At 63.4% G+C, this 26,562-nt stretch carries 26 protein-coding genes; 15 read left to right on the forward strand and 11 right to left on the reverse strand.

Features of this window, described 5'->3' with window-relative positions:
* Nucleotides 1–313: 313 nt before the first annotated feature.
* Nucleotides 314–790: an Lrp/AsnC family transcriptional regulator gene (locus AC3RCM_RS24275; RefSeq protein WP_003249795.1), complete on the forward strand. Its 477-nt coding sequence runs from the start codon at nt 314–316 to the stop codon at nt 788–790.
* A 53-nt stretch (nt 791–843) separates the two neighbouring features.
* Nucleotides 844–1,047, forward strand: a complete 204-nt coding sequence (locus AC3RCM_RS24280) for a DUF2788 domain-containing protein (RefSeq protein ID WP_003249787.1) — start codon at nt 844–846, stop codon at nt 1,045–1,047.
* A gap of 113 nt (nt 1,048–1,160) precedes the next feature.
* On the opposite strand, the gene AC3RCM_RS24285 is transcribed toward AC3RCM_RS24280, so the two are convergent.
* The 4 genes from AC3RCM_RS24285 to AC3RCM_RS24300 all read right to left on the reverse strand — a co-directional run bounded on the left by AC3RCM_RS24285 (nt 1,161) and on the right by AC3RCM_RS24300 (nt 7,432).
* Nucleotides 1,161–1,793, reverse strand: a complete 633-nt coding sequence (locus tag AC3RCM_RS24285) for a pseudouridine synthase (protein WP_492629222.1) — start codon at nt 1,791–1,793, stop codon at nt 1,161–1,163.
* A gap of 6 nt (nt 1,794–1,799) precedes the next feature.
* Nucleotides 1,800–3,263 carry an AMP nucleosidase gene (gene amn / locus AC3RCM_RS24290; protein WP_014592520.1) on the reverse strand — a complete coding sequence of 488 codons (1,464 nt, stop codon included), beginning with the start codon at nt 3,261–3,263 and terminating at the stop codon, nt 1,800–1,802.
* Nucleotides 3,264–3,368: 105 nt separating this feature from the next.
* Nucleotides 3,369–5,021 carry an acyl-CoA dehydrogenase family protein gene (locus AC3RCM_RS24295; protein ID WP_409263381.1) on the reverse strand — a complete coding sequence of 551 codons (1,653 nt, stop codon included), beginning with the start codon at nt 5,019–5,021 and terminating at the stop codon, nt 3,369–3,371.
* Nucleotides 5,022–5,443: 422 nt separating this feature from the next.
* Entirely contained in the window at nt 5,444–7,432 is a 1,989-nt protein-coding gene (locus AC3RCM_RS24300; protein WP_020192284.1) for a sensor histidine kinase, read from the reverse strand.
* Nucleotides 7,433–7,697: 265 nt separating this feature from the next.
* On the opposite strand from AC3RCM_RS24300, the gene AC3RCM_RS24305 reads away from it, so the two are divergent.
* From AC3RCM_RS24305 to AC3RCM_RS24320, 4 genes are all read left to right on the forward strand, one after another.
* Nucleotides 7,698–8,495, forward strand: coding sequence for a hydroxymethylpyrimidine/phosphomethylpyrimidine kinase (locus AC3RCM_RS24305; protein ID WP_010955404.1), 798 nt, complete (start codon nt 7,698–7,700; stop codon nt 8,493–8,495).
* Between the two features lie 13 nt (nt 8,496–8,508).
* A complete protein-coding gene (thiE, locus tag AC3RCM_RS24310; protein WP_064491243.1) occupies nt 8,509–9,132 on the forward strand; it encodes a thiamine phosphate synthase in 624 nt (207 codons plus the stop codon).
* Between the two features lie 16 nt (nt 9,133–9,148).
* A complete protein-coding gene (hemL, locus tag AC3RCM_RS24315; protein ID WP_492629223.1) occupies nt 9,149–10,432 on the forward strand; it encodes a glutamate-1-semialdehyde 2,1-aminomutase in 1,284 nt (427 codons plus the stop codon).
* A 244-nt stretch (nt 10,433–10,676) separates the two neighbouring features.
* A complete protein-coding gene (locus AC3RCM_RS24320) occupies nt 10,677–11,222 on the forward strand; it encodes a tetratricopeptide repeat protein (RefSeq protein ID WP_004576914.1) in 546 nt (181 codons plus the stop codon).
* A 3-nt stretch (nt 11,223–11,225) separates the two neighbouring features.
* On the opposite strand, the gene AC3RCM_RS24325 is transcribed toward AC3RCM_RS24320, so the two are convergent.
* The gene (locus AC3RCM_RS24325; protein WP_104887007.1) at nt 11,226–11,552 is read right to left on the reverse strand and encodes a DUF1820 family protein; all 327 of its coding nucleotides are present in this window, start codon (nt 11,550–11,552) and stop codon (nt 11,226–11,228) included.
* Between the two features lie 256 nt (nt 11,553–11,808).
* Between AC3RCM_RS24325 and AC3RCM_RS24330 the strand changes: the two genes are divergently transcribed.
* From AC3RCM_RS24330 to lnt, 4 genes are read left to right on the forward strand one after another with little or no spacing between them, the layout of a single operon-like run.
* The gene (locus AC3RCM_RS24330; protein WP_014592526.1) at nt 11,809–12,807 is read left to right on the forward strand and encodes a PhoH family protein; all 999 of its coding nucleotides are present in this window, start codon (nt 11,809–11,811) and stop codon (nt 12,805–12,807) included.
* Nucleotides 12,800–13,273, forward strand: a complete 474-nt coding sequence (ybeY, locus tag AC3RCM_RS24335; RefSeq protein WP_010955408.1) for an rRNA maturation RNase YbeY — start codon at nt 12,800–12,802, stop codon at nt 13,271–13,273. The genes AC3RCM_RS24330 and ybeY overlap by 8 nt, the downstream gene beginning before the upstream one ends.
* A gap of 25 nt (nt 13,274–13,298) precedes the next feature.
* The gene (locus AC3RCM_RS24340; RefSeq protein ID WP_003249762.1) at nt 13,299–14,138 is read left to right on the forward strand and encodes a CorC family transporter; all 840 of its coding nucleotides are present in this window, start codon (nt 13,299–13,301) and stop codon (nt 14,136–14,138) included.
* Nucleotides 14,139–14,146: 8 nt separating this feature from the next.
* Nucleotides 14,147–15,664: an apolipoprotein N-acyltransferase gene (gene lnt / locus AC3RCM_RS24345; RefSeq protein ID WP_019437045.1), complete on the forward strand. Its 1,518-nt coding sequence runs from the start codon at nt 14,147–14,149 to the stop codon at nt 15,662–15,664.
* A 146-nt stretch (nt 15,665–15,810) separates the two neighbouring features.
* Here lnt and AC3RCM_RS24350 read toward each other — a convergent pair whose 3' ends face one another.
* Nucleotides 15,811–16,572: a YdcF family protein gene (locus AC3RCM_RS24350; protein ID WP_492629224.1), complete on the reverse strand. Its 762-nt coding sequence runs from the start codon at nt 16,570–16,572 to the stop codon at nt 15,811–15,813.
* A gap of 134 nt (nt 16,573–16,706) precedes the next feature.
* Nucleotides 16,707–17,021, reverse strand: a complete 315-nt coding sequence (locus tag AC3RCM_RS24355; RefSeq protein ID WP_010955411.1) for a hypothetical protein — start codon at nt 17,019–17,021, stop codon at nt 16,707–16,709.
* Nucleotides 17,022–17,248: 227 nt separating this feature from the next.
* On the opposite strand from AC3RCM_RS24355, the gene leuS reads away from it, so the two are divergent.
* The 5 genes from leuS (at nt 17,249) to AC3RCM_RS24380 (ending at nt 23,491) form a co-directional block, all read left to right on the forward strand.
* A complete protein-coding gene (gene leuS, locus AC3RCM_RS24360) occupies nt 17,249–19,855 on the forward strand; it encodes a leucine--tRNA ligase (protein ID WP_064491246.1) in 2,607 nt (868 codons plus the stop codon).
* A gap of 61 nt (nt 19,856–19,916) precedes the next feature.
* The gene (locus tag AC3RCM_RS24365; RefSeq protein ID WP_020193850.1) at nt 19,917–20,522 is read left to right on the forward strand and encodes an LPS-assembly lipoprotein LptE; all 606 of its coding nucleotides are present in this window, start codon (nt 19,917–19,919) and stop codon (nt 20,520–20,522) included.
* Between the two features lie 39 nt (nt 20,523–20,561).
* Entirely contained in the window at nt 20,562–21,599 is a 1,038-nt protein-coding gene (holA, locus tag AC3RCM_RS24370) for a DNA polymerase III subunit delta (RefSeq protein ID WP_003249749.1), read from the forward strand.
* A 350-nt stretch (nt 21,600–21,949) separates the two neighbouring features.
* Complete coding sequence (gene arfA, locus AC3RCM_RS24375) at nt 21,950–22,114, forward strand: alternative ribosome rescue factor ArfA (protein ID WP_003249747.1); 165 nt, start codon at nt 21,950–21,952, stop codon at nt 22,112–22,114.
* A 60-nt stretch (nt 22,115–22,174) separates the two neighbouring features.
* Nucleotides 22,175–23,491 (forward strand): lytic murein transglycosylase, encoded by a 1,317-nt coding sequence (locus tag AC3RCM_RS24380; protein WP_010955414.1) that lies wholly within the window; start codon nt 22,175–22,177, stop codon nt 23,489–23,491.
* Between the two features lie 33 nt (nt 23,492–23,524).
* Here AC3RCM_RS24380 and AC3RCM_RS24385 read toward each other — a convergent pair whose 3' ends face one another.
* From AC3RCM_RS24385 to AC3RCM_RS24400, 4 genes are all read right to left on the reverse strand, one after another.
* Nucleotides 23,525–24,463: a S66 peptidase family protein gene (locus AC3RCM_RS24385; protein ID WP_064491145.1), complete on the reverse strand. Its 939-nt coding sequence runs from the start codon at nt 24,461–24,463 to the stop codon at nt 23,525–23,527.
* A 98-nt stretch (nt 24,464–24,561) separates the two neighbouring features.
* Nucleotides 24,562–25,578: a lipoyl synthase gene (gene lipA, locus AC3RCM_RS24390; RefSeq protein WP_003249742.1), complete on the reverse strand. Its 1,017-nt coding sequence runs from the start codon at nt 25,576–25,578 to the stop codon at nt 24,562–24,564.
* A 2-nt stretch (nt 25,579–25,580) separates the two neighbouring features.
* On the reverse strand, nt 25,581–26,228 hold the full coding sequence (lipB, locus tag AC3RCM_RS24395; RefSeq protein WP_003249738.1) for a lipoyl(octanoyl) transferase LipB: 648 nt from the start codon (nt 26,226–26,228) through the stop codon (nt 25,581–25,583).
* The gene (locus AC3RCM_RS24400) at nt 26,228–26,503 is read right to left on the reverse strand and encodes a DUF493 domain-containing protein (RefSeq protein ID WP_010955417.1); all 276 of its coding nucleotides are present in this window, start codon (nt 26,501–26,503) and stop codon (nt 26,228–26,230) included. Before AC3RCM_RS24400 ends, lipB begins: the two co-directional genes overlap by 1 nt.
* Nucleotides 26,504–26,562: the final 59 nt, after the last annotated feature.

The following is a 26,562-nucleotide window of genomic DNA, read 5'->3' on the forward strand; positions in this document are numbered from 1 at the left end:
AAAAAAGGGAGGCCACAGGGCCTCCCTTCAGGAATTGTCGTCCGTGCTCGGCACTTGTGGCGCCGGCTCACCTCACACCGTCTTCTGGAGGGTGTGTAGCCCGGGGGCCTGCAGATCCTGTTGGATGGCTGGCCGCGACCGCCCGCCTAGGGCGCGTCGCCGTGGACTGATGTCCGGGCAGTGATTCTGGTGATAAAGATACCGGACGGGTTGCGACAGAGGATTGCGAAGATTGCTCAGATAAATAGCACTTGCGCAATTTTTCACCCTGGATTGATAATTCGCAGCAATCCGAACAGAAAAGGCAAATGCCATGAGCAAACTTGACCGCTACGACCTGAGCATCCTCGCCGAATTGCAGCGCGATGCGCGCATTTCCAACCAGGAACTGGCCGAACGCATCGGCCTGTCGCCATCGCCATGCTCGCGTCGGGTCAAGCAACTGGAGGACGACGGCTATATCTCGCGCCAGGTGGCCCTGCTCGACCGCAAGAAGCTGGGCCTGAGCCTGACCGCCTATGTGTTGATAGGTATGGACCGCCACACCCCGGAGCGCTTTGAAACATTCGAGGCCGCCATCCGCAACCTGCCACAGGTGCTCGAGTGCAGCCTGGTCACCGGCATGGATGCCGATTATCAGTTGAAAGTGGTGGTGCCGGACATGGACCACTACCAGAAACTGCTTCTAGGCAGCCTGACCCGTATCGAAGGCGTCACCAGCGTGCGCTCGAGCTTCGTGCTCAACCAGGTGTTGGCCAGCACCGAGCTGCCATTGACCCACCTGCGTTAATTGCTTACCCAGCCGACGTATAATCGGACGCTCAACCCGCCTGGAGAACACCGATGGATCCCGCCGTATTCGAAGAATGGATGATGATCATCCTGGTCACCGTGTTGATCGGTTTCATGGGTTTCATCGTCTGGGACCTGGCAAAAAAGTCCAAGGCGGGTAAGTTCGGGACGCTGATCCTGTTCTTCGTGCTGGGCCTGGGGGTGCTGGCCTTCATCATCAAAAGCGTGGTGGTGGGGTTTCTGGAAGGCGTATAAAACATTTCAGGGCCATTCGCGGGCACGCCCGCTCCCACAGGTTGGGCGCTGCCTTCAAGTACTGCACCGTCCCTGTGGGAGCGGGCGTGCCCGCGAACAGGCCCTGACCTTAACTAAAGCCTGGCAGGGACCTCCCGCCAGCAACCCTGCTCCAGCCCATCCAGCGCCCAGTCACCAATCCGCACGCGCACCAGGCGTAAGGTCGGCAAGCCCACTGCTGCCGTCATCCGCCGCACCTGGCGGTTACGCCCTTCGCGAATCACCAGCTCCAGCCAGCTGGTCGGCACACTTTTGCGAAAGCGTACCGGCGGGTTGCGCGGCCACAGCTCGGGTTCTTCCAGGCGCCGCGCCTCAGCCGGCAAGGTCGGCCCATCGTTCAGCTCCACGCCATCACACAAGCGCTGCAACTGCTCGTCACTCGGCTCGCCTTCCACCTGCACCCAGTAGGTCTTGGCCAGTTTGTGCTTCGGATCGGCAATCCGCGCCTGCAACCCGCCATCGTTGGTCAGCAACAGCAAGCCTTCGCTGTCGCGGTCCAGCCGCCCGGCCGGGTATACGCCCGGAATGTCGATGAAGTCCTTGAGCGTCGCGCGCCCTTCACCGTCGCTGAACTGGGTCAGCACGTCGAACGGTTTGTTGAACAGGATCAGGCGCGGCTCGGCGGGTGGCGCCTTGGCCTGGCGACGCGGGCCGGCGGCAGGCCGCGCCTGAGGGCGGCGCGGCTTGTTACGGGGTGGCAGTGACATGAATCCTCAGCGGAACGGCGGCTCATCGAAGCTGCGCAGTTTACGCGAGTGCAGCGAGTTGAGCTCGGTGCGCAGCAGGTCGAGGGCAGCAATGCCGATCTTCAGGTGCTGGCTGACCGCCCGGTTATAGAAGGCGTTGGCCGAACCTGGCAGTTTGATCTCGCTGTGCAGCGGCTTGTCGGACACGCACAGCAAGGTGCCGTAAGGCACGCGCAAACGGTAGCCCTGGGCAGCAATGGTGCCGCTTTCCATGTCCACCGCCACGGCACGCGACAGGTTGATCAGCGGGCGTTCCTGAGCCCAGCGCAGCTCCCAGTTGCGGTCGTCGTAGGTCAGCACGGTGCCGGTGCGCAGGCGCTTTTTCAACTGCTCGCCACGCTCGCCAGTGACCTGCGCGGCGGCCTCCTGCAAGGCCATTTGCACTTCGGCCAGGGCCGGGATCGGGATATTCGGCGGCACGACCCGGTCGAGAATGCCGTCACGGCGCATATAGGCGTGTGCCAGCACGTAGTCGCCGATGGTCTGCGACTGCCGCAGGCCGCCGCAGTGGCCGATCATCAGCCAGCAATGCGGGCGCAGCACGGCCAGGTGGTCGGTGATGTTCTTGGCGTTGGACGGTCCCACACCAATGTTGACCAAGGTAACGCCATCGCCGTCGGCGGCGATCAGGTGGTAAGCCGGCATCTGGTAGCGGTGCCAGACCACGCTGGCCACCAGGGCCTGGGTTTCGCCATGGTCCATGCCCTTTTCGATCACGACGTTGCCCGGCAGCACCATACGCACGAAGCGTGGGTCGTCACGCAGTTGTTCCAGGCCATGGCTGATGAACTGGTCGACATAGCGGTGGTAGTTGGTCAGCAGGATCCACGGCTGTACATGGCGCCAGTCGCTGCCGGTGTAGTGCACCAGGCGGCGTAGCGAGAAGTCGACGCGCGCGGCATCGAACAACGCCAGTGGCATGATTTCAGCACGGTCCCAGTCGTACAGGCCATCAGCGATGTTGTCGGTGGCCGCCGACAGGTCGGTGCTGGGGAACACTCGCGCCAGCTGCGCAGCGGTAATGCCGCTACCGGCCAGCTCGTCGCCCTGGTCGACCACATAGGGGTAAGGGATGTTCTGCTCGCTGACGCCGACTTCTACCGTGACGGTGTAGTCATGCATCAGCGGGCGCAGTTGCTCCAGCAGGTAGCCACGGAACGCAGCGGGCTGGGTGACGGTGACGCTGTAGGTGCCGGCAACCTGGACCTTGGCATAGGCGCGGGTGGTGGCGGCGACTTCGCCATGGCTGTAGTAGGTCAGGCGCAGAGCCGGGTAGCGGAACAGGTCGCGCTCATCGGTATCGGGCTCGGTACGGTCCTTCAGGTAACGCTTCAGGGCCTGACTCAGGGCACCTGTGGCCTGTTCATGCAAGGCCGCCAGACGGTCGACGGCCTGTTCGGGGGTATCAACGACTACAAAAGCGTGGCTCACACTGTGCTTCCTGTCTGGACATGCATGTGATCCATCTTGCCTGCCTTCTTGGTTAAATACACCCCCATTGATCGGTGTTGGGTTCATTCGCGGGCAAGCCCGCTGCTACAGGGGCCAGGCAGGCGTAGCCCTTGTGACCAATGCCATCACATCCACACCTCGCGGCAGCGCCCCGTACACCCGGCCACCACCGGCCAGGCGGCTGCCGATAAACGCATCACTGACGTCTGCATTCCCGGCCTCCAGCAGCAGCTTGGCCTGCAACGCCAGGGCAATATCCTCGGTCAGCTGCCTCGCGCGGTACTGCATGTCACCGGTGTCGGCAAACGCCCCCTTGAGGTTGCCGATATGCGCCGCCAGGCGCGGGTCGCCATGCCCGTCACCCAGCTCGACAAACAGTGCATCGAGTACGCCCGGCTCCTTGGACAAGGCCCGCAGCACATCCAGGCACTGCACGTTGCCCGAGCCCTCCCAGGTCGAGTTGACCGGTGCCTCGCGGTACAGCCGTGGCAGAATGCTGTCTTCCACATAACCCGCGCCACCCAGGCATTCGGCGGCCTCGTTGATCATGGCCGGCGCACGTTTGCAGATCCAGTACTTGCCCACCGCCGTGACCAGCCGGGCAAAATGCGCCTGTTGCGGGTCGTCCAGTTGCTCCAGCGCCTGGCCCATGCGCAAGCTCAGGGCGAGCGCAGCCTCGCTTTCCAGGGCCAGGTCGGCCAGCACGTTCTGCATCAATGGCTGCTCGTTCAGCACCCGCCCGCCGACCTTGCGATGCGCGCAATGGTGAGCCGCCTGCGTCAACGCCTGGCGCATCAGTGCGCTGGAGCCGACCATGCAGTCGAACCGGGTCATGGCGACCATCTCGATGATGGTCGGCACGCCGCGTCCCTCTTCGCCAATCATCCACGCCAGCGCACCGCGGAACTCCACCTCGCTGGAGGCGTTGGAGCTGTTGCCCAGCTTGTTTTTCAGGCGCTGGATATAGAACTGGTTGCGGTTGTCATCGGGGCGGTGGCGCGGCAGCAGGAAGCAGCTCAGGCCTTTTTCGGTTTGCGCCAAGGTCAGGAAAGCGTCGCACATCGGCGCCGAGCAGAACCACTTGTGGCCAACCAGCTCATAGGCCTGCCCCGGGCCCGGCGCACCGACCGGATAGGCCCGGGTAGTGTTGGCGCGCACATCGGTGCCGCCCTGCTTTTCGGTCATCGCCATGCCCAGGGTGACCCCGGCCTTGTGCCGGTCGCCAACGTTGCGCGGGTCATATTCGCAGGCAAGGATTTTCGGCAGCCAGTATTCAGCCAGCTCAGGCTGCAGGCGCAATGCCGGCACGGCGGCAAACGTCATGGTCAGCGGGCAGCCGGTGCCGGCCTCGGCCTGGCTGTGCAGGTAGGTCATCGAAGCCCGTGCAACATGGGCGCCAGCACGGGGCTCGGCCCATGGCAAAGAAGGCAGGCCATGTTCGACGGCGGTACGCATCAACTCATGGTAGGCCGGGTGGAACTCGACCAGATCGATGCGATGGCCATAGCGGTCGTGGCTGCTGAACTCGGGTTTGTGCGCGTTGGCCAGGAAGCCTGCCTGCATCAGCGGGCCGCCGGCCAGGGCACCATAGGCGTCGATCCGCGACTCGGCCCAGCCCGCGCCAAAACGCCTTGACCATTCCTGCAGTGGAATGTCGAGGCGGTACAGGTTGGCACCGTCGAGTGGCGGCGGCTGATTGGTGACTTCGTGGGTTTCAGCGTACTGGTGCAGGCTCATCGGGGGGGCTCCTGGATCCGGGTAGGCTTGAGAGACCCAGTGAAGCACTGCTTGCGGGGTAGTCAAAGGGGTATTAATGACTAAACGTGTGATTGCTGGCGCGCGCGCGCGTAGGTGGCGGCAACGGTGAACGGCGGGTGGATATCGGCCAGCAGACCCGGCCCTTTCGCGGGTGAACCCGCTCCTACAACGACCTGTGCTGTGTTGGAGCGGGTTTACCCGCGAATACGGTGGTGGCGGCAACGGTGAACGGTGGGTGGATATTGGCCAGCAGATCCGGCCCTTTCGCGGGTGAACCCGCTCCTACAACGACCTGTGCTGTGTAGGAGCGGGTTTACCCGCGAATACGGTGGTGGCGGCAACGGTGAACGGCGGGTGGATATTGGCCAGCAGACCCGGCCCTTTCGCGGGTGAACCCGCTCCTACAGCGAGCGCCGCGCCTGCAACATGTGCGGGCTCCTCTGCGCCTGCGAAATCGCCATGTTCAAACTCAACTCGAAGCGGCTACCCAGCCCGCGCGTCGATTCATGCGCCAATCTGGCCCCCAGCAATTCCCCCATCTGCCGGCAAATCGACAACCCAATCCCCAAACCGCCATACCGCCTGGTCATCGAACCATCGACCTGGAAGAACCGCTGGTACAGGGTCGACTGCTCCAGATCATCGAAACCGATACCGCTGTCGCTGACGGTAAAGGTCAACGCCAGATCATCCGGCCCCACCCGGCGGCCGCGCACCTGGATCATCACACCGCCCTGATGGGTGAACTTCAAACCGTTGTCCACCAGGCAACCCAGGCAGTGCGCCAGTTTCTGCCCGTCACCGAGCAGCCCGTCCGGCAGGTCGGCCGGAATGTCCAGGCTCAGGTACAGGCCTTTGCCCAGCGCCTGCCCGGCATAACCGGCGCGCAAACCCTGCAACAGGGCGCGCAGGCTGAACGGTGCCGGCTGCGCCCGCAGGCGGCCGGCCTGCAATTCGGACAGGGTAAGAATGGCATCGACCATATCCATCATGCCTTGGGCAGACCCCACTGCCGTGTGATGGTACTGAGCCATTTCAGCCCCCATCGGCAAGGTGTGCATCAGCTCGAGCGAGCCAATCACCCCATTCATCGGGGTGCGCAGTTCATGAGTCACGCTGGCCAGGAACTCGTCCTTCAGGCGATTGCTCCTGGCCAGCTGCAGGTTCAGTTGCTCCAGCGTACGCCCAGTGTCGCGCAAGGTCTGTGCCTGCTGCTCGCGCAGGCTGTTGATGCGGTCGGCCAGTGCCAGCGACAGCAAAGCCACTTCCAAGGCCGAACCCAGCTGGCTGGCATACATGGTGATGAACACGTTCGGCAGGTAGCCCAGTACCATCAAGGTGTTGACCAGTCCGCCAAGCAGGAACGCCGTCCAGGCGATGATGAACCAGCGCGCCACTCGCAAGCCGCGCCACCAGGCATACAGGCCGGCGCTGAAGACGCTTATGGTGAACAGCAGCGCCAGCAGCGTGGCCATGCGCAGCGCAATGCCGTATGGCATGCTCACCGCCAGTACCATGACCAGCGCCCCCCCCAGCATCAGCAGTTGCAACAGGCGATCGAAGCCACGGTTGAGGCTGCCCAGTTGCAGGAAGTGCCGGGCGAATTGGCAACCGAACAGCCCGGCTGCACCAATGAACAAAGGCGTGGAGGCATTCGCCCACCAAGGGCTGTCTGGCCAGAAATAGGCTACACCGGCGCCGTTCACCGAGACCTGGTAAAGGCCGAACGAAGCGATGTAAAGGATGTAATAGAGGTAGCTGACGTCACGCACGCTGAGGTAGATGAACAGGTTGTACACCAGCATCACCAGTAAAACGCCGTAGATCATCCCCAGCACATACAGGCGCGTGGGCTGCTCTTCCAGGTAGGCTTCAGGGGACCATAACGCCAGCGGCGCTTGCACCGAACCCTGGCTGTGCAGCCGCAGGTACGCGGTGGTCACCTTGCCTGGCGGCAGTTGCAGTTCGAACAAGTAGTTGTTCTGCCGGATCTGCCGGCTGTCGTAGGGCAAGGCATCGCCGGTGCGCTGCGCCAGGCGGTACAGGCCGCTGCTGTCAGGCAAATACAGTTCGAGGTGATCCAGCGGCGGGTAGGCCAACTCCAGCAGCCATGACCGCGGGGCAGCGTTGGGCGCGGCAGTGGGGCGCAGTTCGACCTTGAGCCAGAACACCGAGGTGGAGTAACCGGCGTTCAGCACATCCTCATGGTGGGGCTGAAAGTGTTTGGCGAAACCGGGGGCACTGACCTGAGCGATGCTGGCATTGCCATCGGGGTCTTCATAAACCTGCATGGCCTTGCCCAGTGGAAGATGCCGGGTAGCGTCGTCGAAATCGACCGCTCCGGCCAGCACGGGCAGCAAACCCAGAAGCACAATCAGCAAATAGCGCATACAGCCCCAGCATGGCCTGTCCGGTCGCGTCGCGGTAGCCTCCCATCCGTTTGAGACGACGTGATCCTGCAGAACCCGTTTGTCGAGTTATCCGAGCACTCTAGCATAGCCTCACAACCTGGCAATCGGCCACATAAAAACACAAAGAAAAGGCTCTAAATCAATGCTTTCAATAGAAAACCAATCAGCAACCTGACCGATCGATCAGTAAAACTCGTTTGTCGGACGATCCGCCCAAACAGGTTTGGTGGTAAGCTCGCCGACCATGAATACCTACAGCTCCCGCCCCGTTGTCCTCTGTCTCTCCGGCCACGACCCCAGTGGCGGCGCCGGCTTGCAGGCAGATATCGAAGCCCTGATCGCCCAAGGCTGCCACGCTGCACCTGCAGTGACCGCCCTGACCGTGCAGGATACCGTCAACGTTTCCGACTTCCGCGTGCTCGACCGCGAGTGGGTGCTGGCCCAGGCCAATGCCGTGCTGGCCGACTCCACGGTGGCCGCCGTCAAGTTGGGCATGCTCGGCTCGATCGAGATGGTCGACACCGTCGCCGAACTGCTGGCCGCCCACCCTCACCTGCCGCTGGTCTGCGACCCGGTGCTGCGTGCCGGTGGCGGTGGCCGCCTGGGCAAGGACGAAGTGGGCTACGCCCTGCGTGAACGGTTGCTGCCGCTGGCGACCATCGCCACGCCGAACCTGCCCGAAGCACGCATCCTCGCCGAACTGCCCGAGGGCACCGCTGACGAATGTGCCGAGAAACTGTTGCCGTTCTGTAGACACCTGCTGATTACCGGCGGTCACGGCGACGAAGACGAAATCCACAACCGCCTGTACACCCAGGACGGCCAGCACTTCACCTGGACTTGCCAGCGCCTGCCGGGCAGCTACCATGGCTCGGGCTGCACCCTGGCCAGTGCACTGGCTGGCCGCCTGGCGCTCGGCGAGCAGCTGGAAAGCGCCGTGCGCACCGCCCTGGACTACACCTGGCGCACCCTGCGGGACGCCGAGCAACTGGGCAAAGGCCAATACGTGCCGCGCCGCCTGCCCCTGGACTTCTGCTCCTGATACGAGGCCTTCAATGAAGCTACGCGGTCTGTACGCCATCACCGACAGCCAGCTGCTCGCCGGCCGTTTCCTGTCCCATGTCGAGGCGGCCCTGGAAGGCGGCGTGTGTCTGCTGCAGTACCGCGACAAGAGCGACGATGCGGCGCGCCGCCTGCGTGAAGCCGAAGGGCTGATGACGCTCTGCGAGCGTTACGGCACCCAGTTGCTGATCAACGACGACGCCGAACTGGCCGCCCGCCTGGGTGTCGGCGTGCACCTGGGCCAGACCGACGGCCCGCTGACCCCGGCCCGCGCACTGCTCGGCCGTCAGGCAATCATCGGCTCCACCTGCCACGCCAGCCTCGAACTGGCCGCCCAGGCTGCCAGCGAAGGCGCCAGCTACGTGGCCTTTGGCCGCTTCTTCAATTCTGTCACCAAGCCGGGCGCGCCCGCTGCCAACGTCGGCCTGCTCGAGCAGGCCCGCGCCCAGGTGAAACTGCCGATCGCCGTGATCGGCGGCATCACCCTCGACAACGCCGCCCCGTTGGTCGCCCACGGCGCCGACCTGCTGGCGGTGATCCACGGCTTGTTCGGTGCCGACAGCGCGCAGGAAGTCACCCGCCGCGCCCGCGCCTTCAACGCCTTGTTCGCATCCTGATTCGAGAGATACTTCCATGTCCCGTTCCGAAGCCCTGTTCGCCCAAGCCCAGAAGCACATCCCTGGCGGCGTCAACTCGCCAGTCCGCGCTTTCAAGAGCGTTGGCGGCACGCCGCTGTTCTTCAAGCATGCCGAAGGCGCCTATGTCGTTGACGAGGACGACAAACGCTACGTCGACTACGTCGGCTCCTGGGGCCCGATGATCCTCGGCCACGGCCACCCGGACGTGCTGGACTCGGTACGCAGGCAGCTGGAGCACGGCCTGTCCTACGGCGCGCCGACCGCCATGGAAACCGAGATGGCCGACCTGGTCTGCTCGATCGTACCGTCGATGGAAATGGTGCGCATGGTCAGCTCGGGCACTGAAGCCACCATGAGCGCCATCCGTCTGGCCCGTGGCTACACTGGCCGTGACGCCATCATCAAGTTCGAAGGCTGCTACCACGGCCACTCCGACAGCCTGCTGGTAAAGGCCGGCTCCGGCTTGCTGACCCAAGGCGTGCCAAGCTCGGCAGGCGTGCCAGCGGACTTCGCCAAGCACACCCTGACCCTGCCGTTCAACAACATCGCCGCCGTCGAGAAGACCCTGGCCGGAGTTGGCCAGACCGTGGCCTGCATCATCGTGGAGCCAGTGGCCGGCAACATGAACTGCGTACCACCGGCACCGGGCTTCCTCGAGGGCCTGCGCGAGCAATGCGACAAGCATGGCGTGGTGCTGATCTTCGACGAAGTGATGACCGGTTTCCGCGTCTCGCTCGGCGGCGCCCAGGGCCATTACGGCATCAAGCCGGACCTGTCGACCTTCGGCAAGATCGTCGGTGGCGGCATGCCGGTCGGCTGCTTCGGCGGCAAGCGTGAAATCATGGGCTGCATCGCCCCGCTCGGCCCGGTCTACCAGGCCGGCACCCTGTCGGGCAACCCGCTGGCCATGGCCGCCGGCCTGACCACCCTCAAGCTGATCAGCCGCCCAGGCTTCCACGCCGAGCTGACCGACTACACCAGCCGCATGCTTGACGGCCTGCAGCAACGCGCCGATGCCGCTGGCGTGCCATTCGTCACCACCCAGGCCGGTGCCATGTTCGGCCTGTACTTCAGCGGCGCCGACGATATCGTCACCTTCGAAGACGTGATGGCCAGCGATGCCGAGCGCTTCAAGCGCTTCTTCCACCTGATGCTCGACGGTGGCGTGTACCTGGCACCGAGCGCATTCGAAGCGGGCTTCACCTCCATCGCCCATGGCGACAAGGAGCTGCAGATCACCCTGGATGCGGCTGAGAAAGCCTTTGCCGCCCTGAAGTGATGGCCAGCCTGTACCGGCCTCTTCGTGAGCCAACCCACTCCTACACTCATGAAAGCGACACCCCCTTGTAGGAGCGGGTTCACCCGCGAAGAGGCCGGCACAGGCAATAATTACGCACACACATTCAGCTGACTTCCCCAACCAAGCAGAAATTCGAGTAAAACTTTGTAAGGTTGGCGCTGCTTATCCCATAATGTGCCACCAGAGACATTGGCCGCAGCTTTGCAGAGGTAAGTCGATCCCCATGAACCGCACCGGCCGCGCCCTGACCCTGGGCTGCCTGTTGCTTCTTCAGCCCCTGCTGGCCCTGGCGGAGGGCGGTAACTCGTTGCTGATTCCGGCGACGGGCCGCTGCACCTTGAACGTTCAGCCTGAAGACCTGGCAAACGCCCTCAAGGCCTGCGAGCAGACGGCGACTGCGGGGGATGCCCAGGCGCAATTCGAACTGGGCGAGTATTACTACACGCAAACGCCAAAAAACCTGGGCAAAGCCCTGGACTGGTTCCAGAAGGCATCGCTGCAGGGCCAAGCCGACGCCCAATATCGTCTGGGTGCCATGTTCTTCCATGGCGAAGGGGTCAAGGCCAACAACGTGCAGGCCTACATCCTGCTGAAAATGGCTGCGGTCAATGGCGCCGAAGATGCGCTGGACATGGCCGACGAAGTGACCGAGCAAATGCCCCGCGACGAACTGGAGCATGCCACCCAGGTGCTCGGCCAGATTTTCCGCAAGTACCTGCTCGAACTGCAGAACGCCGAAGGGCGCACGCCGTTCTCGCCGCTTCCCTGAAGGTCACTTTTCCGGCATTGGCATCGGGAACGGCATCACATTGCCGCCGCCCTTGGCCTCGCTGATCTTCGCCGTGCCCAGGCGCTCCACCTCATCGATGCGCACAATCGAGTGCACCGGCACGAAGCTGCGGACCACTCCGTCGAACTGGCTCTTGAGCTTCTCCTCACTCGGGTCCACGACCAGTTGCGAGCGCTCGCCGAACACGAACTCCTCGATTTCCAGAAAGCCCCACAGGTCACTCTGGTAGATCTGCTTGGCGTACATCTCGAAGACCTGACCCTGGTTCAGGAAGATCACTTTATAGATGGCGGGTTCGCGTTTGCTCATGTTTGGCCAGATAACACATGCGTAAGAAAAGACGGGGATCATACCTGCACCGCCCCCTTCGCGGGCAAGCCCCACAGGTATTGCACCCACCTTCAAACCCGTGCAGTACCTGTGGGAGCGGGCATGCCCGCGAAGAGGCCAGAACAGGCACTATATACCTTGAGCCAACCCTTGATCGTTTCAGTGCTTTCGCCACTGCCATTCAAGGGTTATTCTTGAGTTCAACTCCATCGCCGTCGAGCGGCTAAAAACGACCTTGAACGCACCCATAGAACCCCATCGTTTCATCCTCGAACCTTTCGAGGCCCACCGTTTCGCCAACTTGTGCGGCCAGTTCGACGAGCACCTGCGCCTGATCGAACAGCGCCTGGCCATCGAGATCCGCAACCGCGGCAATCAGTTCGAACTGATCGGCGAACCCAGGACCACCTCCGCTGCCGAACAGCTGTTGCGCCGTCTCTATCGCGAGACCAAGGCCACCGACCTGTCACCGGAAACCGTGCACCTGTACCTGCAGGAGTCGGCTGTCGAGAACATCGACAACCCGGCCGTCAACGAGGTCAGCGTGTCGCTGCGCACGCGCAAAGGCAACATCCGCCCGCGCGGGCTCAACCAGCAGCGCTACGTCAAGGAAATCCTGGCCAACGACATCAATTTCGGCATCGGCCCGGCCGGTACCGGCAAGACCTACCTGGCCGTAGCCTGCGCCGTGGACGCGCTGGAACGCGAACAGGTGCGCCGCATCCTGCTGGTGCGCCCGGCGGTCGAGGCGGGTGAGAAGCTCGGTTTCCTGCCCGGCGACCTGGCACAGAAAATCGACCCGTACCTGCGCCCGCTGTACGACGCCCTGTACGAAATGCTCGGCTTCGAACACGTGGCCAAGCTGATCGAACGCCAGGTGATCGAAATCGCCCCTCTGGCCTACATGCGTGGCCGCACCCTGAACAACAGCTTCATCATCCTCGACGAAAGCCAGAACACCACGCTCGAGCAGATGAAGATGTTCCTGACCCGCATCGGTTTCGGCTCTACTGCGGTGATCACCGGTGACATAACCCAGGTCGACCTGCCCCGTGGCACCAAGTCGGGCCTGGCGCACGTCATCGAGGTGCTGAAGGACGTTCCGGGGATCAGCTTTACCCATTTCCAACCCAAGGATGTGGTTCGTCACCCACTGGTTCAGCGTATCGTCGAAGCCTACGACCGCTTCGAAGCCCGCCAGCCCAAGCCCGAGGCGCCCGGCAAAGATGCTTGAACTTGATATCCAACGGGCCACGGATGCTGCCACTCCAGAAGACGCCGCCTTGCGCCGCTGGTGCGAATTGGCGTTGCGCCAGCGCAGCGCCGACTCGGAAATGACCATTCGCCTGGTCGACGAAGCCGAAGGCCGCGAGCTGAACCACACCTACCGGCACAAGGACTACGCGACCAATGTGTTGTCGTTCCCGGCCGATGTGCCCGATGACCTGCTCGATATCCCGCTGCTGGGCGACCTGGTCATCTGTGTAGCGGTGGTCGAGCGCGAAGCGGCCGAACAAGGCAAATCGCTGGAAGCGCACTGGGCGCACCTGGTCATCCACGGTTGCCTGCACTTGCTCGGCTATGACCACATCGAGGATGAGGAAGCCGAGGAAATGGAAAGCCTGGAACGGGAATTGCTGGCAGAACTGGGTCACCCCGACCCGTATGCCGATGATGAAACCGACACAATCACACACTGATACACGAAGGATCACGAGAACCGCCATGAGCGAAGATCGATCGAGCAACGGGCAGAAGTCCTGGCTGGGTAAACTGACCCAGGCTTTTGCCCATGAGCCGAAAAACCGCCAGGAGCTGCTTGAGCTGCTGCGCGAAGCCCATCAGAACAAATTGCTGGACAGCGAAGCGCTGACCATCGTCGAAGGCGCCATTCAGGTAGCCGACCTGCAGGTTCGCGACATCATGGTGCCGCGCTCGCAGATGAACAGCATCAAGGCCGGCCAGTCGCCTCGCGAGTTCCTGCCGGCGGTGATCGACGCCGCGCACTCGCGCTACCCGGTAATCGGCGAAAGCCATGACGATGTGCTCGGGATCCTGCTCGCCAAAGACTTGCTGCCGTTGATCCTCAAGGAGAACGGCGACAGCTTCAACATCAAGGACCTGCTGCGCCCGGCCACCTTCGTGCCCGAGTCCAAGCGCCTGAACGTGCTGCTGCGTGAATTCCGCGCCAACCACAACCACATGGCCATCGTCATCGACGAATATGGCGGCGTGGCGGGCCTGGTCACCATCGAGGACGTGCTGGAGCAGATCGTCGGCGATATCGAAGACGAGCACGACGTCGAGGAAGACAGCTACATCAAACCACTGCCCAGCGGTGATTTTTTGGTCAAAGCGCTTACCCCGATCGAGAACTTCAACGAGTTCTTCGACAGCGAGTTCTCCGATGACGAGTTCGACACGGTCGGCGGCCTGGTGATGAGCGCCTTTGGCCACCTGCCCAAGCGCAACGAAACCACTGAGATCGGGTCTTACAAGTTCCGTATTCTCAACGCCGACAGCCGGCGGATACACTTGCTGCGCCTGACCCCGATCACCCGTTAAGGACAAACATGCGTTGGATCACCCGCCCCGGCTGGCCCGGTAACCTGCTGGCCCTGGCGGCCGGTGCTTCCACCCTCCTGGCCCTGGCGCCGTTCGACATCTGGCCGTTGGCGGTGCTGTCCATCGCGGTGCTCTACCTTGGCCTGCGCGAGCTCAGCCCGCGCCAGGCCATGTGGCGTGGCTGGTGGTTTGGGTTTGGCCTGTATGGCGCCGGCACCTGGTGGATCTACGTCAGCATGAACACCTACGGCGGCGCCTCGCCGCTGCTGGCAATCGTGTTGTTGCTGGCGTTCTTCGCCGCACTGGCCTGGTTCTTCGCCCTGCCCACCTGGCTGTGGGCGCGCTGGCTACGGCGCAACGAAGCACCACTGGCCGACGCCCTGTGCTTCGCCGCCCTCTGGCTACTGCAAGAGGCCTTCCGCGGCTGGTTCCTGACCGGTTTCCCCTGGCTCTACGCCGGCTATAGCCAGCTGGACGGCCCGTTGGCCGGCCTTGCGCCGCTGGGCGGGGTATGGCTGATTTCCTTCAGCCTCGCCCTCACCGCCGCCCTGCTGTGCAACCTGCACCGCCTGCGCACCCGCCCCTCGTTCCTGGCCGTGGCCAGCGTGCTGTTGCTGGCCCCCTGGGTGCTGGGCCTGGCGCTCAAGGGCCATGCCTGGACCATTCCGGCAGGCGATCCGCTGAAAGTGGCGGCGATCCAGGGCAACGTCGAGCAGGACCTGAAATGGGACCCTGCGCACATCGACGCGCAACTGGCGCTATACCGCGACCTGAGCTTCAGCTCCAGGCCGGTGGACCTGCTGGTGTGGCCGGAAACCGCCGTTCCGGTGCTCAAGGACCAGGCCCAGGGCTACATCGACGTGATGGGCCGCTTCGCCGCCGAGCGCCACTCGGCGCTGATCACGGGCGTGCCGGTGCGTGAAGAAGTGCACCACCAGCGCCGCTACTACAACGGCATCACCGTCACTGGCGAAGGCGATGGCACCTACCTCAAGCAGAAGCTGGTGCCATTTGGCGAGTATGTGCCGCTGCAAGACGTGCTGCGTGGGGCCATCGAGTTCTTCAACCTGCCCATGTCCGACTTCGCCCGCGGTCCGGAAGACCAGCCGCTGCTGCAGGCCAAGGGCTACCAGATTGCGCCTTACATCTGCTACGAGGTGGTCTACCCCGAGTTCGCCGCCGGCCTGGCTGCGCGTAGCGACCTGCTGCTGACCATCAGCAACGACACCTGGTTCGGCAAATCGATCGGCCCCTTGCAGCACCTGCAGATGGCGCAGATGCGCGCGCTGGAAGCCGGCCGCTGGATGATCCGCGCCACCAACAACGGCGTGACCGCGCTGATCGACCCGTTTGGCCGCATTACCACGCAGATTCCGCAGTTCCAGCAGGCCGTGCTGTATGGCGAGGTGGTGCCGATGCAGCAGCTGACGCCTTACCTGCAATGGCGCTCATGGCCGCTGGCAATTGTCTGTGCATTGCTGCTGGGCTGGGCGTTGCTGGCAGGGCGTATTGCAAAAACCGTCTGATTGGCGATACGCGACCACTGTAGGAGCGGGTTTACCCGCGAATACGGTAGTCGCGGCAACGGTGAACGGCGGGTGGAGATTGGCCAGCGGGGCTGGCCCTTTCGCGGGTAAACCCGCTCCTACAGGCGACTGTGTAAGCCGGTGAATCAGTAGAACACCCGATACCCCACCAACCCCACCACTTCATTGAACAACTGCCCGCTCTGCCACATCGCCCGGCTCTCTGGCAGCAGCCCGCCAAACGGCCGCGCATGATCGCGCCCAAGGAACCCCACCGGCGCCGGCACCACCTCGAACCCCGCCTGTTCAAAACTCCAGCGTGAGCGCTGCATGTGCCAGGCCTGGGTCACCAGCACCACCCGGCGAACCCCCAAAGGCTGCAGCACCTTGGCCGTCAGCTGAGCATTTTCCCAGGTCGTGCGGCTGGCCTCTTCGCGCCATTTCACCTCGACAGCGAAATCTTCATGCAGGCGCTCCGCCATCAGCCTCGCCTCGCTGGGCGGCGTGCCGTAATGCAACCCACCACTGGTCAACACTGGCAGGCCCGAGGCTTTGGCCAGTCGCGCGGCAAAGCGCATACGTTCCAGTGCCGTGGCCGTGGGCTGGTCACCGCCACCCCAGGCCGGGTCCCCGCGCTCGCGCCCGGCGCCCAGCACCACAATGGCATCCGCCCGGCTCGCCAGGCCGGCCCAGTCGCTCACGGCCAGCGGCGGCTCACTTTCCAGCACACGGGCGGTTTCCTGCACCACCAGCGGCAGGCTCATCAACCACAGGCCACCCAGCCCTACGGTAAAGCAAAGCGCCGCCAACCGGGGCCGCCGCGTACGCAGCCACCATGCCGCAAGCAGCAGCAAGAACAGCACGCCCGGCGGCATCAGCCATTGTTTGATGAAGAATCGGATCGGCATCGGCCACACCTCCTTGGCAGGCGTGCAGCCTAGAAGGATCGACGCCGGTCAACAAGTGCTTACCGGCGTCGATCTTGAGTTGTGTGATAGTGAAGAACCGGCGCGCGATAGCCTGCGCCTGGCGTCCTGAACGGCTAGCGATGTGGCAGCGTCCTGGATCTCGCCGTACTGGCGGGGCGTTTCTTGTCCTTGAGCCAGATGATCTTGGCCGATGTCGGCTCCGCTTGTGGGTAACTGCCGACAGGGGCATTGTGGCGCTCCGGAAGGGATTCCAGGTAGGCCTTGATCACTTCGAACTCTGCGTGGCTCAGGCCACGCAACTCAAGCTCAGCTGGCATCTCGTCGCGCAATCGCACCGAGGTCCTGGCCGTTTCCAGTGCCAGGCCAAGCCGGTCGATCAGGCGCTCGTAAAGCTCCGGTCTGATTGCGGGTAGCTGCGTCTCTCCCATCCGTTCACCTCATTGAAGGTAAGAATATCTCCCCCCACACCTGAGCTTAGCGTCGTTGCAAAAAGCAGCCGTGCGCCGCGACCAGCGGGCATTCGCAACGAAGGTTTCCCACGATGCGCGGCGCTGCTGTATGCTACGGCGTTCACTCTAAACGACACCGGAGTGCCGGACGCAGCGAGGTTCCGCTGCCTGGAACAAGGTCTCTTCTCTCTCAGCCAAAAGTAGCCATGCACGAACAATACACGCCCCGTGATATCGAAGCCGCCGCCCAGAAGTTCTGGGACGAGCAACAATCGTTCGCTGTTACCGAACAGCCAGGCAAAGACACCTACTATTGCCTATCGATGTTCCCGTACCCGAGCGGCAAGCTACACATGGGCCACGTGCGCAACTACACCATCGGTGACGTGATTGCCCGCTACCAGCGCATGCTGGGCAAGAACGTCCTGCAGCCGATGGGCTGGGACGCTTTCGGCATGCCCGCGGAAAACGCGGCGATGAAAAACAACGTCGCCCCGGCCAAGTGGACGTACGAAAACATCGACTACATGAAGACCCAGCTCAAGAGCCTGGGCCTGGCCATCGACTGGGCACGTGAAGTCACCACCTGCAAACCCGACTACTACCGTTGGGAGCAGTGGCTGTTCACCCGCCTGTTCGAAAAAGGCATCATCTACCGCAAGAACGGTACCGTGAACTGGGACCCGGCGGACCAGACCGTACTGGCCAACGAACAAGTCATCGACGGCCGTGGCTGGCGTTCGGGCGCGCTGATCGAGAAGCGCGAAATCCCGATGTACTACTTCCGCATCACCGATTACGCCGACGAGCTGCTGGAGAGCCTCGACGAGCTGCCGGGCTGGCCTGAGCAGGTCAAGACCATGCAGCGCAACTGGATCGGCAAATCGCGCGGCATGGAAGTCCAGTTCCCGTACGACCAGGCCAGCATCGGCCACGAAGGCACCCTCAAGGTCTTCACCACCCGTCCGGACACGCTGATGGGCGCCACCTATGTCGCCGTCGCCGCCGAGCACCCGCTGGCCACCCAGGCTGCGCAGGGCAACCCGGCGCTGCAGGCGTTCATCGATGAGTGCAAGAGCGGCAGCGTTGCCGAAGCCGACATGGCCACTCAGGAGAAGAAAGGCATGGCCACTTCCCTGCTGGTCGAGCACCCGCTCACTGGCGAGAAGCTGCCAGTATGGGTCGCCAACTACGTGCTGATGCACTACGGTGATGGCGCGGTAATGGCCGTGCCGGCCCACGACGAGCGCGACTTCGAGTTCGCCCACAAGTACAACCTGCCGGTCAAGGCCGTGGTGCGCACCAGCGCTGGCGATGAAGTCGGCAGCGAGTGGCAGGCCGCCTATGGCGAGCACGGCCAGCTGATCAACTCCGCAGAGTTCGACGGCCTGGACTTTGCTGGCGCCTTCGACGCCATCGAAGCGGCCCTGATCCGCAAGGAACTGGGCAAATCGCGTACCCAGTTCCGCCTGCGCGACTGGGGTATCAGCCGCCAGCGCTACTGGGGCTGCCCGATCCCGATCATCCACTGCCCGTCCTGCGGCGACGTCCCGGTGCCGGAAGACCAGCTGCCGGTCACCCTGCCGGAGAACGTGGTGCCGGACGGCGCCGGTTCGCCGCTGGCGCGCATGCCTGAATTCTACGAATGCAGCTGCCCGAAATGCGGTACTCCGGCCAAGCGCGAAACCGACACCATGGACACCTTCGTCGAGTCGTCCTGGTACTTCGCCCGCTACGCCTCGCCAAACTACGACAAAGGCCTGGTCGACCCCAAAGCCGCCAACCACTGGCTGCCGGTAGATCAGTACATCGGCGGTATCGAACACGCGATCCTGCACCTGCTGTACGCGCGCTTCTTCCACAAGCTGATGCGTGACGAAGGCCTGGTCACCTCGAACGAGCCGTTCAAGAACCTGCTGACCCAGGGCATGGTGGTCGCCGAGACCTACTACCGCGTTGCCAGCAACGGCGGCAAGGACTGGTTCAACCCGGCCGATGTCGAAATCGAGCGTGATGCCAAAGCCAAGATCATTGGCGCCCGCCTGAAGACCGACGGCTTGCCGGTGGAAATCGGTGGCACCGAGAAAATGTCGAAGTCGAAAAACAACGGCGTCGACCCGCAGTCCATGATCGAAGCCTACGGCGCCGACACCTGCCGCCTGTTCATGATGTTCGCCTCGCCGCCCGACATGAGCCTGGAATGGTCCGACTCCGGCGTCGAAGGTGCCAGCCGCTTCCTGCGCCGGGTCTGGCGTCTGGCTCAGGCTCACGTCAGCCAGGGCCTGCCAGGCAAGCTGGATGTTGCCGCCCTGGACGACGCACAAAAGGTCATCCGCCGCGCAATTCACGCTGCCATCAAGCAGGCCAGCACCGACGTGGGCCAGTTCCACAAGTTCAATACCGCCATCGCCCAGGTGATGACCGTGATGAACGTACTGGAAAAGGCCCCGCAAGCCACCGAACAGGACCGCGCCCTGCTGCAGGAAGGCCTGGAAGCCGTCACCCTGCTGCTGGCGCCGATCACTCCGCACATCTCTCACGCGCTGTGGCAGCACCTGGGCCACGCAGGCTCGGTGATCGATGCCGCCTGGCCAAGCGTCGACGAACAGGCGCTGGTGCAGGACTCCATTACCTTGGTGGTTCAGGTCAACGGTAAACTGCGCGGCCAGGTCGAGATGCCTGCCGCTGCCAGCCGCGAAGAAGTCGAAGCCGCTGCCCGCAGCAACGAGAATGTCCTGCGCTTCATCGATGGCCTGACCATCCGCAAGGTCATCGTGGTACCGGGCAAGCTGGTCAACATCGTCGCCAACTGATGAAAACGCCCACCCGCATCGATTGCGGGTGGGCGGAACAGGCCCAAAAGGGAGCAACAACATGATCAAACGCAATTTGCTGGTAATCGGCCTGGCGGTCATGCTCAGCGCCTGCGGTTTCCAGCTGCGCGGTACCGGCGCCACCGAGCTGAGCGTGAAGGAAATGGACGTCAGCGCGCGCAATGCCTATGGCCCGACCGTGCTCCAGCTGCGTGAAGTGCTGGAACGTAGCGGCGTTAACGTGCACGCTGGCGCACCGTATCGCCTGGTGCTGACCAACGAACAGGAGCGCGAGCGCTCGGCGACCTACAACAGCGGCAACCGTACCGCCGAGTACGAGCTGACCACCAAGCTGGACTACAGCATCCTGGGCCTGAACAACCTGGAGCTGATGAGCGACAAGCTGGAGGTGCGCAAGGTCTACGTGCGTGACGGCTCGAACATCACCGGCTCCGAGCAGGAAGCCAAACGCGCCCGCGAAGAAATGCGCCGCGACCTGGTCAACGCCATGGTCGTACGTTTGCAGATGCTGTCCCCGTCCCAACTGGATGAGCTGCAGCGTAAAGCCGACGAGCGCGCCCAAGCCGAAGCTGCCGCGCTGGAGGCTGCCCGCCGCCAGCAAGCCGAGACGCCTCAGCAATCGCCACTGGAAGTACCGGGCAACTAAGCCCGCGAGGGGCGCCCTCGGGCGCCCCGCCTGTTCCCCATGAAACTCGCCCCCGCCCAACTCAACAAGCACCTGCAAGGCGCCCTGGCACCGGTCTACGTGGTCAGTGGCGACGACCCGCTGCTGTGCCAGGAAGCTGCCGACGCCATCCGCAATGCCGCGCGTCAGCAAGGTTTCGATGAACGCCAGGTATTCAGTGCCGACGCCAACTTCGACTGGGGCACCCTGCTCCAGGCCGGTGCAAGCCTGTCGCTGTTCGCCCAGCGCCGCCTGCTGGAACTGCGCCTGCCCTCGGGCAAGCCCGGTGACAAGGGTGCCGCTGCGCTGATGGAATACTGCGCCAACCCCGCCGAAGACACGCTGCTGCTGATCAGCCTGCCCAAGCTCGACAGCAGTGCGCAGAAGACCAAGTGGGGCAAGGCATTGATCGAAGGCGCTCATTGCCAGTTCATCCAGATCTGGCCGGTGGATGTGCACCAGCTCCCGCAGTGGATCAACCAGCGCCTTCAACAGGCCGGCCTGTCAGCCCAGCGTGATGCCGTCGACCTGATTGCCGCGCGCGTGGAAGGCAACCTGCTGGCAGCCGCGCAGGAAATCGAAAAACTCAAGCTGCTGGCCGAAGGCAGCCAGATCACCGTGGAAACCGTGCAGGCTGCCGTCGCCGACAGTGCCCGCTTCGATGTCTTCGGCCTGGTCGATGCCATTCTCAACGGCGAGGCTGCGCATGCCCTGCGCATGCTCGAAGGCTTGCGCGGTGAAGGTGTGGAGCCGCCAGTCATCCTCTGGGCGTTGGCCCGTGAGCTGCGCCAACTGGCGGGGCTAGCCCAGCAGTTCAGCCAAGGCGTGCCATTGGACAAAGCGTTCAGCCAGGCCCGCCCGCCCATCTGGGACAAACGCCGACCGCTGGTCAGCAAGGCCCTGCAGCGCCTCTCGGCGCAGCGTTGGGCGCAACTGCTGCAGGATGCCCAGCGAATCGATGCGCAGATCAAAGGGCAGGCTGAAGGTTCGCCCTGGATTGGCCTGGCGCGGCTGTCGCTGTTGATGGCTGGCCAACGCCTGGCCCTGCCTCCCGAGTAACTGCGGCCGTCGTAGGAGCGGGTTTACCCGCGAAAGGGCCGGGCCTGCTAACCAAACTTCACCCGCCGTTCACCGTTGCCGCCGCCACCGTATTCGCGGGTAAACCCGCTCCTACACACGCATCGAAGGTTGGGCACAGGCCGTCGTAGGAGCGGGTTTACCCGCGAAGAGGCCGGGCCTGCTAACCAATCTCCACCCGCCGTTCACCGTTGCCGCCGCCACCGTATTCGCGGGTAAACCCGCTCCTACACATAGGCACCAGCGCCTCGACCATATACACAATCAATTGGCCCCCACCCTTCGGGGAGCCTACAGTGCGCCCGAAACTCACCCAACCCGGGAAGCCCGCCATGAGCAAAAAGCCGAAAAAGCACGGCCCCAACAAGGCCAAGTCCATCGTTGCCCAGCCACTGTTCCGCTGCCGCCAGGAACAACCGAACAAGGGCAAAGGCAGCTACCGCCGCGAAGCCTTCCAATCGAGAGATTGGGAGGCTTCCTACTTTTTGGCTGCATGAAAGCATCGCAAGCGCAGGCATGGTATGGTCGTCACCTGACCTGCAACTCTGGATCTGTGCATGCTCTTCCGTCTTATCCCCCGCTGGGAAACCCGCCAGCTGATCGCGGCCTCCAGCTTCATCCTGCTCGTGGCCTGTGCGGAAAAGCCCACCGCCGCCGACGCGCTGCCGCTGGCCCCTGCCCAACCCAATCCCGTGGTGACCGTGCCCGGCGCAACGCCCGACGTCAGCACTGACATCCAGCCCCTGCAAACCTTCGCCCAATGGCAAGCGGGCTTCCGCGAGCAGGCCCTGCAAGCCGGCATTTCGCCGAGCACCTTCGACCGCGCCTTCCTCGGTGTCACCCCCGACCTGGACGTGATCAAGGCAGACCGCAGCCAGCCGGAGTTCACCCGCCCGGTGTGGGAATACCTCGAAGGCGCCCTGTCGCCCCTGCGTGTGCGCAACGGCAAGAAGCTGCTGGAGCAGAACGCCGAGCTGCTGACTCGCCTTGAGCAACGCTATGGCGTGGACCGCCAGGTGCTGGTCGCGGTGTGGGGCATGGAAAGCAACTTCGGCCAGTTCCAAGGCAGCAAGTCGGTGATCCGCTCGCTGGCCACTTTGGCCTATGAGGGCCGCCGCCCACAGTTCGCCCAGGATCAGCTGATTGCCGCGCTGCAGATCATCCAGCATGGTGACATCCAGCCTGAAGCCATGCGTGGCTCGTGGGCCGGCGCCATGGGCCAGACCCAGTTCATCCCGACCACCTACAACACCCATGCCGTGGACTTCGACGGCGATGGCCGCCGCGACATCTGGAACAGCACACCAGATGCCTTGGCCTCAACAGCGCACTACCTGCAGAGTTCGGGCTGGAAACGCGGCCAACCGTGGGGCTTCGAGGTACAGGTGCCGGCTGGTTTCGACTTCTGGCAGGCCGATGGCGCACTGCGCAAACCAGTGAGTGAATGGCTCGCGATGGGCGTGAAACTGCCAGCGGGCACCCAGCTGCCGGCAGGTAGCAACCAGCTGTCTGCCGCCCTGCTGCTGCCGGCCGGTGCACGCGGCCCGGCGTTCCTGGTGCTGGACAACTTCCGCGCCATCCTCAAATACAACAACTCGTCGTCCTATGCCTTGGCGGTGAGCCTGCTCGGGGATCGCTTCAGCGGCTGGGGCTTCATTGCCGGCAGCTGGCCGAAAGAGGATCTGCCGCTCAGCCGCACCGAGCGCATGGAATTGCAGAACTTGCTGAACAGCCGCGGGCATGATGCGGGTAATGCAGATGGCATTATCGGGGCCAATACCCGCAAAGCGATTCGCAATGCCCAGCAAGGGCTGGGCTGGCCGGCGGATGGCTACCCGACCCATAAGCTGCTTGAGAGCCTGCGGCAGCAGTAGGCATTTCGGGGCCGCTGCGCGGCCCCGGTAGTTTCACGCCCTGAACAGGTCCTGCTCCAGCACCAGTGTTTGCTGAACACTGTCGAGCCTCACCCGAGCCCCCAGGGGCAAGCATACATTCGGGTCACAGTGCCCGCTGCGCCAACCCGCCAGCACCGGCACACCCAGCGGTGCAAACGTATCCTCCAGCAACGGCGTCAGCGCCGCAGTGGTAATCCCGGCAAAGTCGCCCACCAGCACGCCCTTGACCCCCTCCAGCTTGCCTGCCAGGCGTAACTGGGTCAGCAGCCGATCCACCCTGTACAACGGCTCGTTGACATCCTCGATGAACAGGATGCAGCCCTGGGTATCCAGCTCGGCAAGGGTCCCCATGGTCGCCCCCAGCATCGACAGGTTGCCCCCCAGCAACGGTCCGCTGGCCACCCCCGGCAGCACGCAGTCCAATGCGAAGCCCGCCGGGTGCGCGACCTGCTCGCCTGCCCTCACATGCCCACCCAGTTGCGCCAGCAACGACGACTCGGTCGGTGGCAACTTGGCCCCCAACAGGTCGGCATTGAGCATCCCCCCATGGAAGGTCACCAGCCCGGCATGCCGGTAGATCGCCGTATGCAACGCGGTGATGTCGCTGTAGCCGATCAGCGGCTTGGGGTTGCGCCGGATCAGTTCAAAGTCGAGCTGGTCAAGCAGGCGCATGCTGCCGTAGCCCCCACGCATGCACAGGATGGCGTCCATGGCCGGATCGGCAAACGCTGCATGCAAGTCCTGCAGGCGCTGCTGGTCCGGCCCCGCCAGGTAGCCCTGCGCCTGCAGGGCACCCGGGTAGATATGGCAACGGTAGCCGCGGTCAACGAACCACTGGCTAACCTTGTGCGCATCAAGCCGCGCCGCGCCCGCCGGGGCGACAATGGCAAAACATGCGTTGGCCGGCAGCGCGGCTGGCAGGGTGGATTGGAAGGTTTTGGCGCAATACATCGCGGCTCCTTGCAGCGCATGGGACACAAACAAAAATGCCGATGCCGCCCTTGGGCGCGCATCGGCATCTGTGGCTCTGCTCTAGGCTAGAGCATAGCTCAGAGCTTGATCTTGGCTTCGTGGGCCTGCTGGTCGGCGTGGTACGAAGAACGCACCAGCGGGCCAGAGGCAACGTTCTTGAAGCCCATCTTGTAACCTTCCTCGGCGAACCAGGCAAAGGTGTCCGGGTGAACGAAACGCTGCACCGGCAAGTGGCTGCGCGACGGCTGCAGGTACTGGCCAAGGGTGAGCATGTCGATGTCATGCTCGCGCATGCGGTGCATCACTTCGATCACTTCCTCGTCGGTTTCGCCCAGGCCGAGCATCAGGCCCGACTTGGTCGGTACGTGCGGCACCAACTGCTTGAACTTCTGCAGCAAGTCCAGCGACCAGTCATAGTCCGAACCCGGGCGCGCGGCCTTGTACAGGCGCGGTACGGTCTCGAGGTTGTGGTTGAACACATCCGGCGGCTCTTGCGCGGTGATTTCCAGGGCAACGTCCATACGGCCACGGTAGTCAGGCACCAAGGTCTCCAACTGCACGCCCGGCGACAGCGCGCGGATTTCCCGGATGCAGTCAGCAAAGTGCTGGGCACCGCCGTCACGCAGGTCGTCGCGGTCCACCGAGGTGATCACCACATACTTCAGGCGCAGGTCGGCAATGGCAACAGCCAGGTTTTTCGGCTCGTCCAGATCCAGCGGTTTCGGTCGGCCGTGGCCAACGTCGCAGAACGGGCAACGACGGGTGCAGATGTCACCCATGATCATGAAGGTGGCGGTACCACCCGAGAAGCACTCGCCCAGGTTCGGGCAGGAGGCCTCTTCGCACACGCTGTGCAGTTTGTGCTTGCGCAGCAGTTGTTTGATGCGGTCTACCTCGGGCGACACCGGGATACGCACGCGAATCCAGTCGGGCTTCTTGGGTAGCTCATCGGTAGGGATGATCTTCACCGGGATGCGCGCGACTTTGTCGGCACCACGCAGCTTGACCCCAGCTTCCACCTTCTTCGGCGCTGGGCGCGGGGTGGCATCCTGGGTAGGTATCAGGTTCGGCACGGCTTCTTGCACAGTTGTCATATTCAGTCGATTCCGCCCGTGAGGGTCGTCTGCTCAGCGTAGTCGAGGTGCTTGACCAGCTGTCCGCGCAGCCTTGTCCTGACCTCGTCGAGTTCGATCGGACCTGCCAGGTCGCGCAGCTGGGTCATCGCCAGCCCCGCATAGCCGCAGGGGTTGATTCGGCGGAATGGCGCAAGGTCCATGTCCACGTTCAGGGCAAGGCCGTGAAACGAACGGCCGTTGCGAATTCGCAGGCCGAGGGAGGCGATTTTCGCTCCGTCGACATAGACACCCGGGGCATCGGGCTTGGCAGACGCCTGAACAGCATAGCTGGCGAGCAGGTCGATGAGGGCCAGCTCGATACGGCTGACCAGCTCACGCACGCCAAAGCCCAGCCGGCGCACATCCAGCAGCAGGTAGGCCACCAGCTGCCCGGGGCCATGGTAGGTGACCTGGCCGCCGCGGTCGGTCTGCACCACCGGAATGTCGCCCGGCACCAGCAGGTGCTCGGCCTTGCCGGCCTGCCCCTGGGTGAAGACCGCAGGGTGCTCGACCAGCCAGATTTCATCCTGGCTGTCCGGGCTGCGCTGCTCGGTAAAACGACGCATGGCCTCCAGCACCGGTTCATAGGGCTGCAGGCCAAGCTCGCGAAAACCGAGGCAGGCGGACATCAAAGCACCATTTTCACGATGCCGGTAGCGCGCAGGGCGCTGTTGATATCGTGCAGCTGGTTCTCGCTTTCGGCAACGATGTGCAATTGCACGGTGGTGTACTTGCCTTCCTTGCTCTGGCGTTCGGCCAGGGTGGAAAGGTCGACTTTGGCGTGCTTGCTGAGAACCTCGATGACCATGTCCTTGAAACCGACAACGGTGTCACCAATGACCTTGATCGGGTAATCGTCGCAAGGGAATTCGATCTTGTGCGACTTGACGTCTGGTTCGCTCATGGCGGAAACGGCCTCGTAAGCCGTGGCAACAACAACACCCCCGCGGTAGGCGCGGGGGC

The organism is Pseudomonas sp. GW823-FHT05G12 (assembly GCF_058795575.1).

What these genes read in the sequence shown, in the direction of transcription:
- ybeY (WP_010955408.1), top strand. Translation starts at nt 12,800, where the DNA reads ATGCTTGAACTTGATATCCAACGGGCCACGGATGCTGCCACTCCAGAA.
- AC3RCM_RS24325 (WP_104887007.1), bottom strand. Translation starts at nt 11,552, where the DNA reads ATGAGCAAACGCGAACCCGCCATCTATAAAGTGATCTTCCTGAACCAG.
- AC3RCM_RS24365 (WP_020193850.1), top strand. Translation starts at nt 19,917, where the DNA reads ATGATCAAACGCAATTTGCTGGTAATCGGCCTGGCGGTCATGCTCAGC.
- lnt (WP_019437045.1), top strand. Translation starts at nt 14,147, where the DNA reads ATGCGTTGGATCACCCGCCCCGGCTGGCCCGGTAACCTGCTGGCCCTG.
- holA (WP_003249749.1), top strand. Translation starts at nt 20,562, where the DNA reads ATGAAACTCGCCCCCGCCCAACTCAACAAGCACCTGCAAGGCGCCCTG.
- AC3RCM_RS24385 (WP_064491145.1), bottom strand. Translation starts at nt 24,463, where the DNA reads ATGTATTGCGCCAAAACCTTCCAATCCACCCTGCCAGCCGCGCTGCCG.
- lipB (WP_003249738.1), bottom strand. Translation starts at nt 26,228, where the DNA reads ATGTCCGCCTGCCTCGGTTTTCGCGAGCTTGGCCTGCAGCCCTATGAA.
- hemL (WP_492629223.1), top strand. Translation starts at nt 9,149, where the DNA reads ATGTCCCGTTCCGAAGCCCTGTTCGCCCAAGCCCAGAAGCACATCCCT.
- AC3RCM_RS24380 (WP_010955414.1), top strand. Translation starts at nt 22,175, where the DNA reads ATGCTCTTCCGTCTTATCCCCCGCTGGGAAACCCGCCAGCTGATCGCG.
- AC3RCM_RS24295 (WP_409263381.1), bottom strand. Translation starts at nt 5,021, where the DNA reads ATGAGCCTGCACCAGTACGCTGAAACCCACGAAGTCACCAATCAGCCG.
- arfA (WP_003249747.1), top strand. Translation starts at nt 21,950, where the DNA reads ATGAGCAAAAAGCCGAAAAAGCACGGCCCCAACAAGGCCAAGTCCATC.
- AC3RCM_RS24400 (WP_010955417.1), bottom strand. Translation starts at nt 26,503, where the DNA reads ATGAGCGAACCAGACGTCAAGTCGCACAAGATCGAATTCCCTTGCGAC.
- AC3RCM_RS24350 (WP_492629224.1), bottom strand. Translation starts at nt 16,572, where the DNA reads ATGCCGATCCGATTCTTCATCAAACAATGGCTGATGCCGCCGGGCGTG.
- AC3RCM_RS24275 (WP_003249795.1), top strand. Translation starts at nt 314, where the DNA reads ATGAGCAAACTTGACCGCTACGACCTGAGCATCCTCGCCGAATTGCAG.
- lipA (WP_003249742.1), bottom strand. Translation starts at nt 25,578, where the DNA reads ATGACAACTGTGCAAGAAGCCGTGCCGAACCTGATACCTACCCAGGAT.
- AC3RCM_RS24300 (WP_020192284.1), bottom strand. Translation starts at nt 7,432, where the DNA reads ATGCGCTATTTGCTGATTGTGCTTCTGGGTTTGCTGCCCGTGCTGGCC.
- AC3RCM_RS24340 (WP_003249762.1), top strand. Translation starts at nt 13,299, where the DNA reads ATGAGCGAAGATCGATCGAGCAACGGGCAGAAGTCCTGGCTGGGTAAA.
- thiE (WP_064491243.1), top strand. Translation starts at nt 8,509, where the DNA reads ATGAAGCTACGCGGTCTGTACGCCATCACCGACAGCCAGCTGCTCGCC.
- AC3RCM_RS24320 (WP_004576914.1), top strand. Translation starts at nt 10,677, where the DNA reads ATGAACCGCACCGGCCGCGCCCTGACCCTGGGCTGCCTGTTGCTTCTT.
- AC3RCM_RS24305 (WP_010955404.1), top strand. Translation starts at nt 7,698, where the DNA reads ATGAATACCTACAGCTCCCGCCCCGTTGTCCTCTGTCTCTCCGGCCAC.
- leuS (WP_064491246.1), top strand. Translation starts at nt 17,249, where the DNA reads ATGCACGAACAATACACGCCCCGTGATATCGAAGCCGCCGCCCAGAAG.
- AC3RCM_RS24285 (WP_492629222.1), bottom strand. Translation starts at nt 1,793, where the DNA reads ATGTCACTGCCACCCCGTAACAAGCCGCGCCGCCCTCAGGCGCGGCCT.
- AC3RCM_RS24280 (WP_003249787.1), top strand. Translation starts at nt 844, where the DNA reads ATGGATCCCGCCGTATTCGAAGAATGGATGATGATCATCCTGGTCACC.
- AC3RCM_RS24355 (WP_010955411.1), bottom strand. Translation starts at nt 17,021, where the DNA reads ATGGGAGAGACGCAGCTACCCGCAATCAGACCGGAGCTTTACGAGCGC.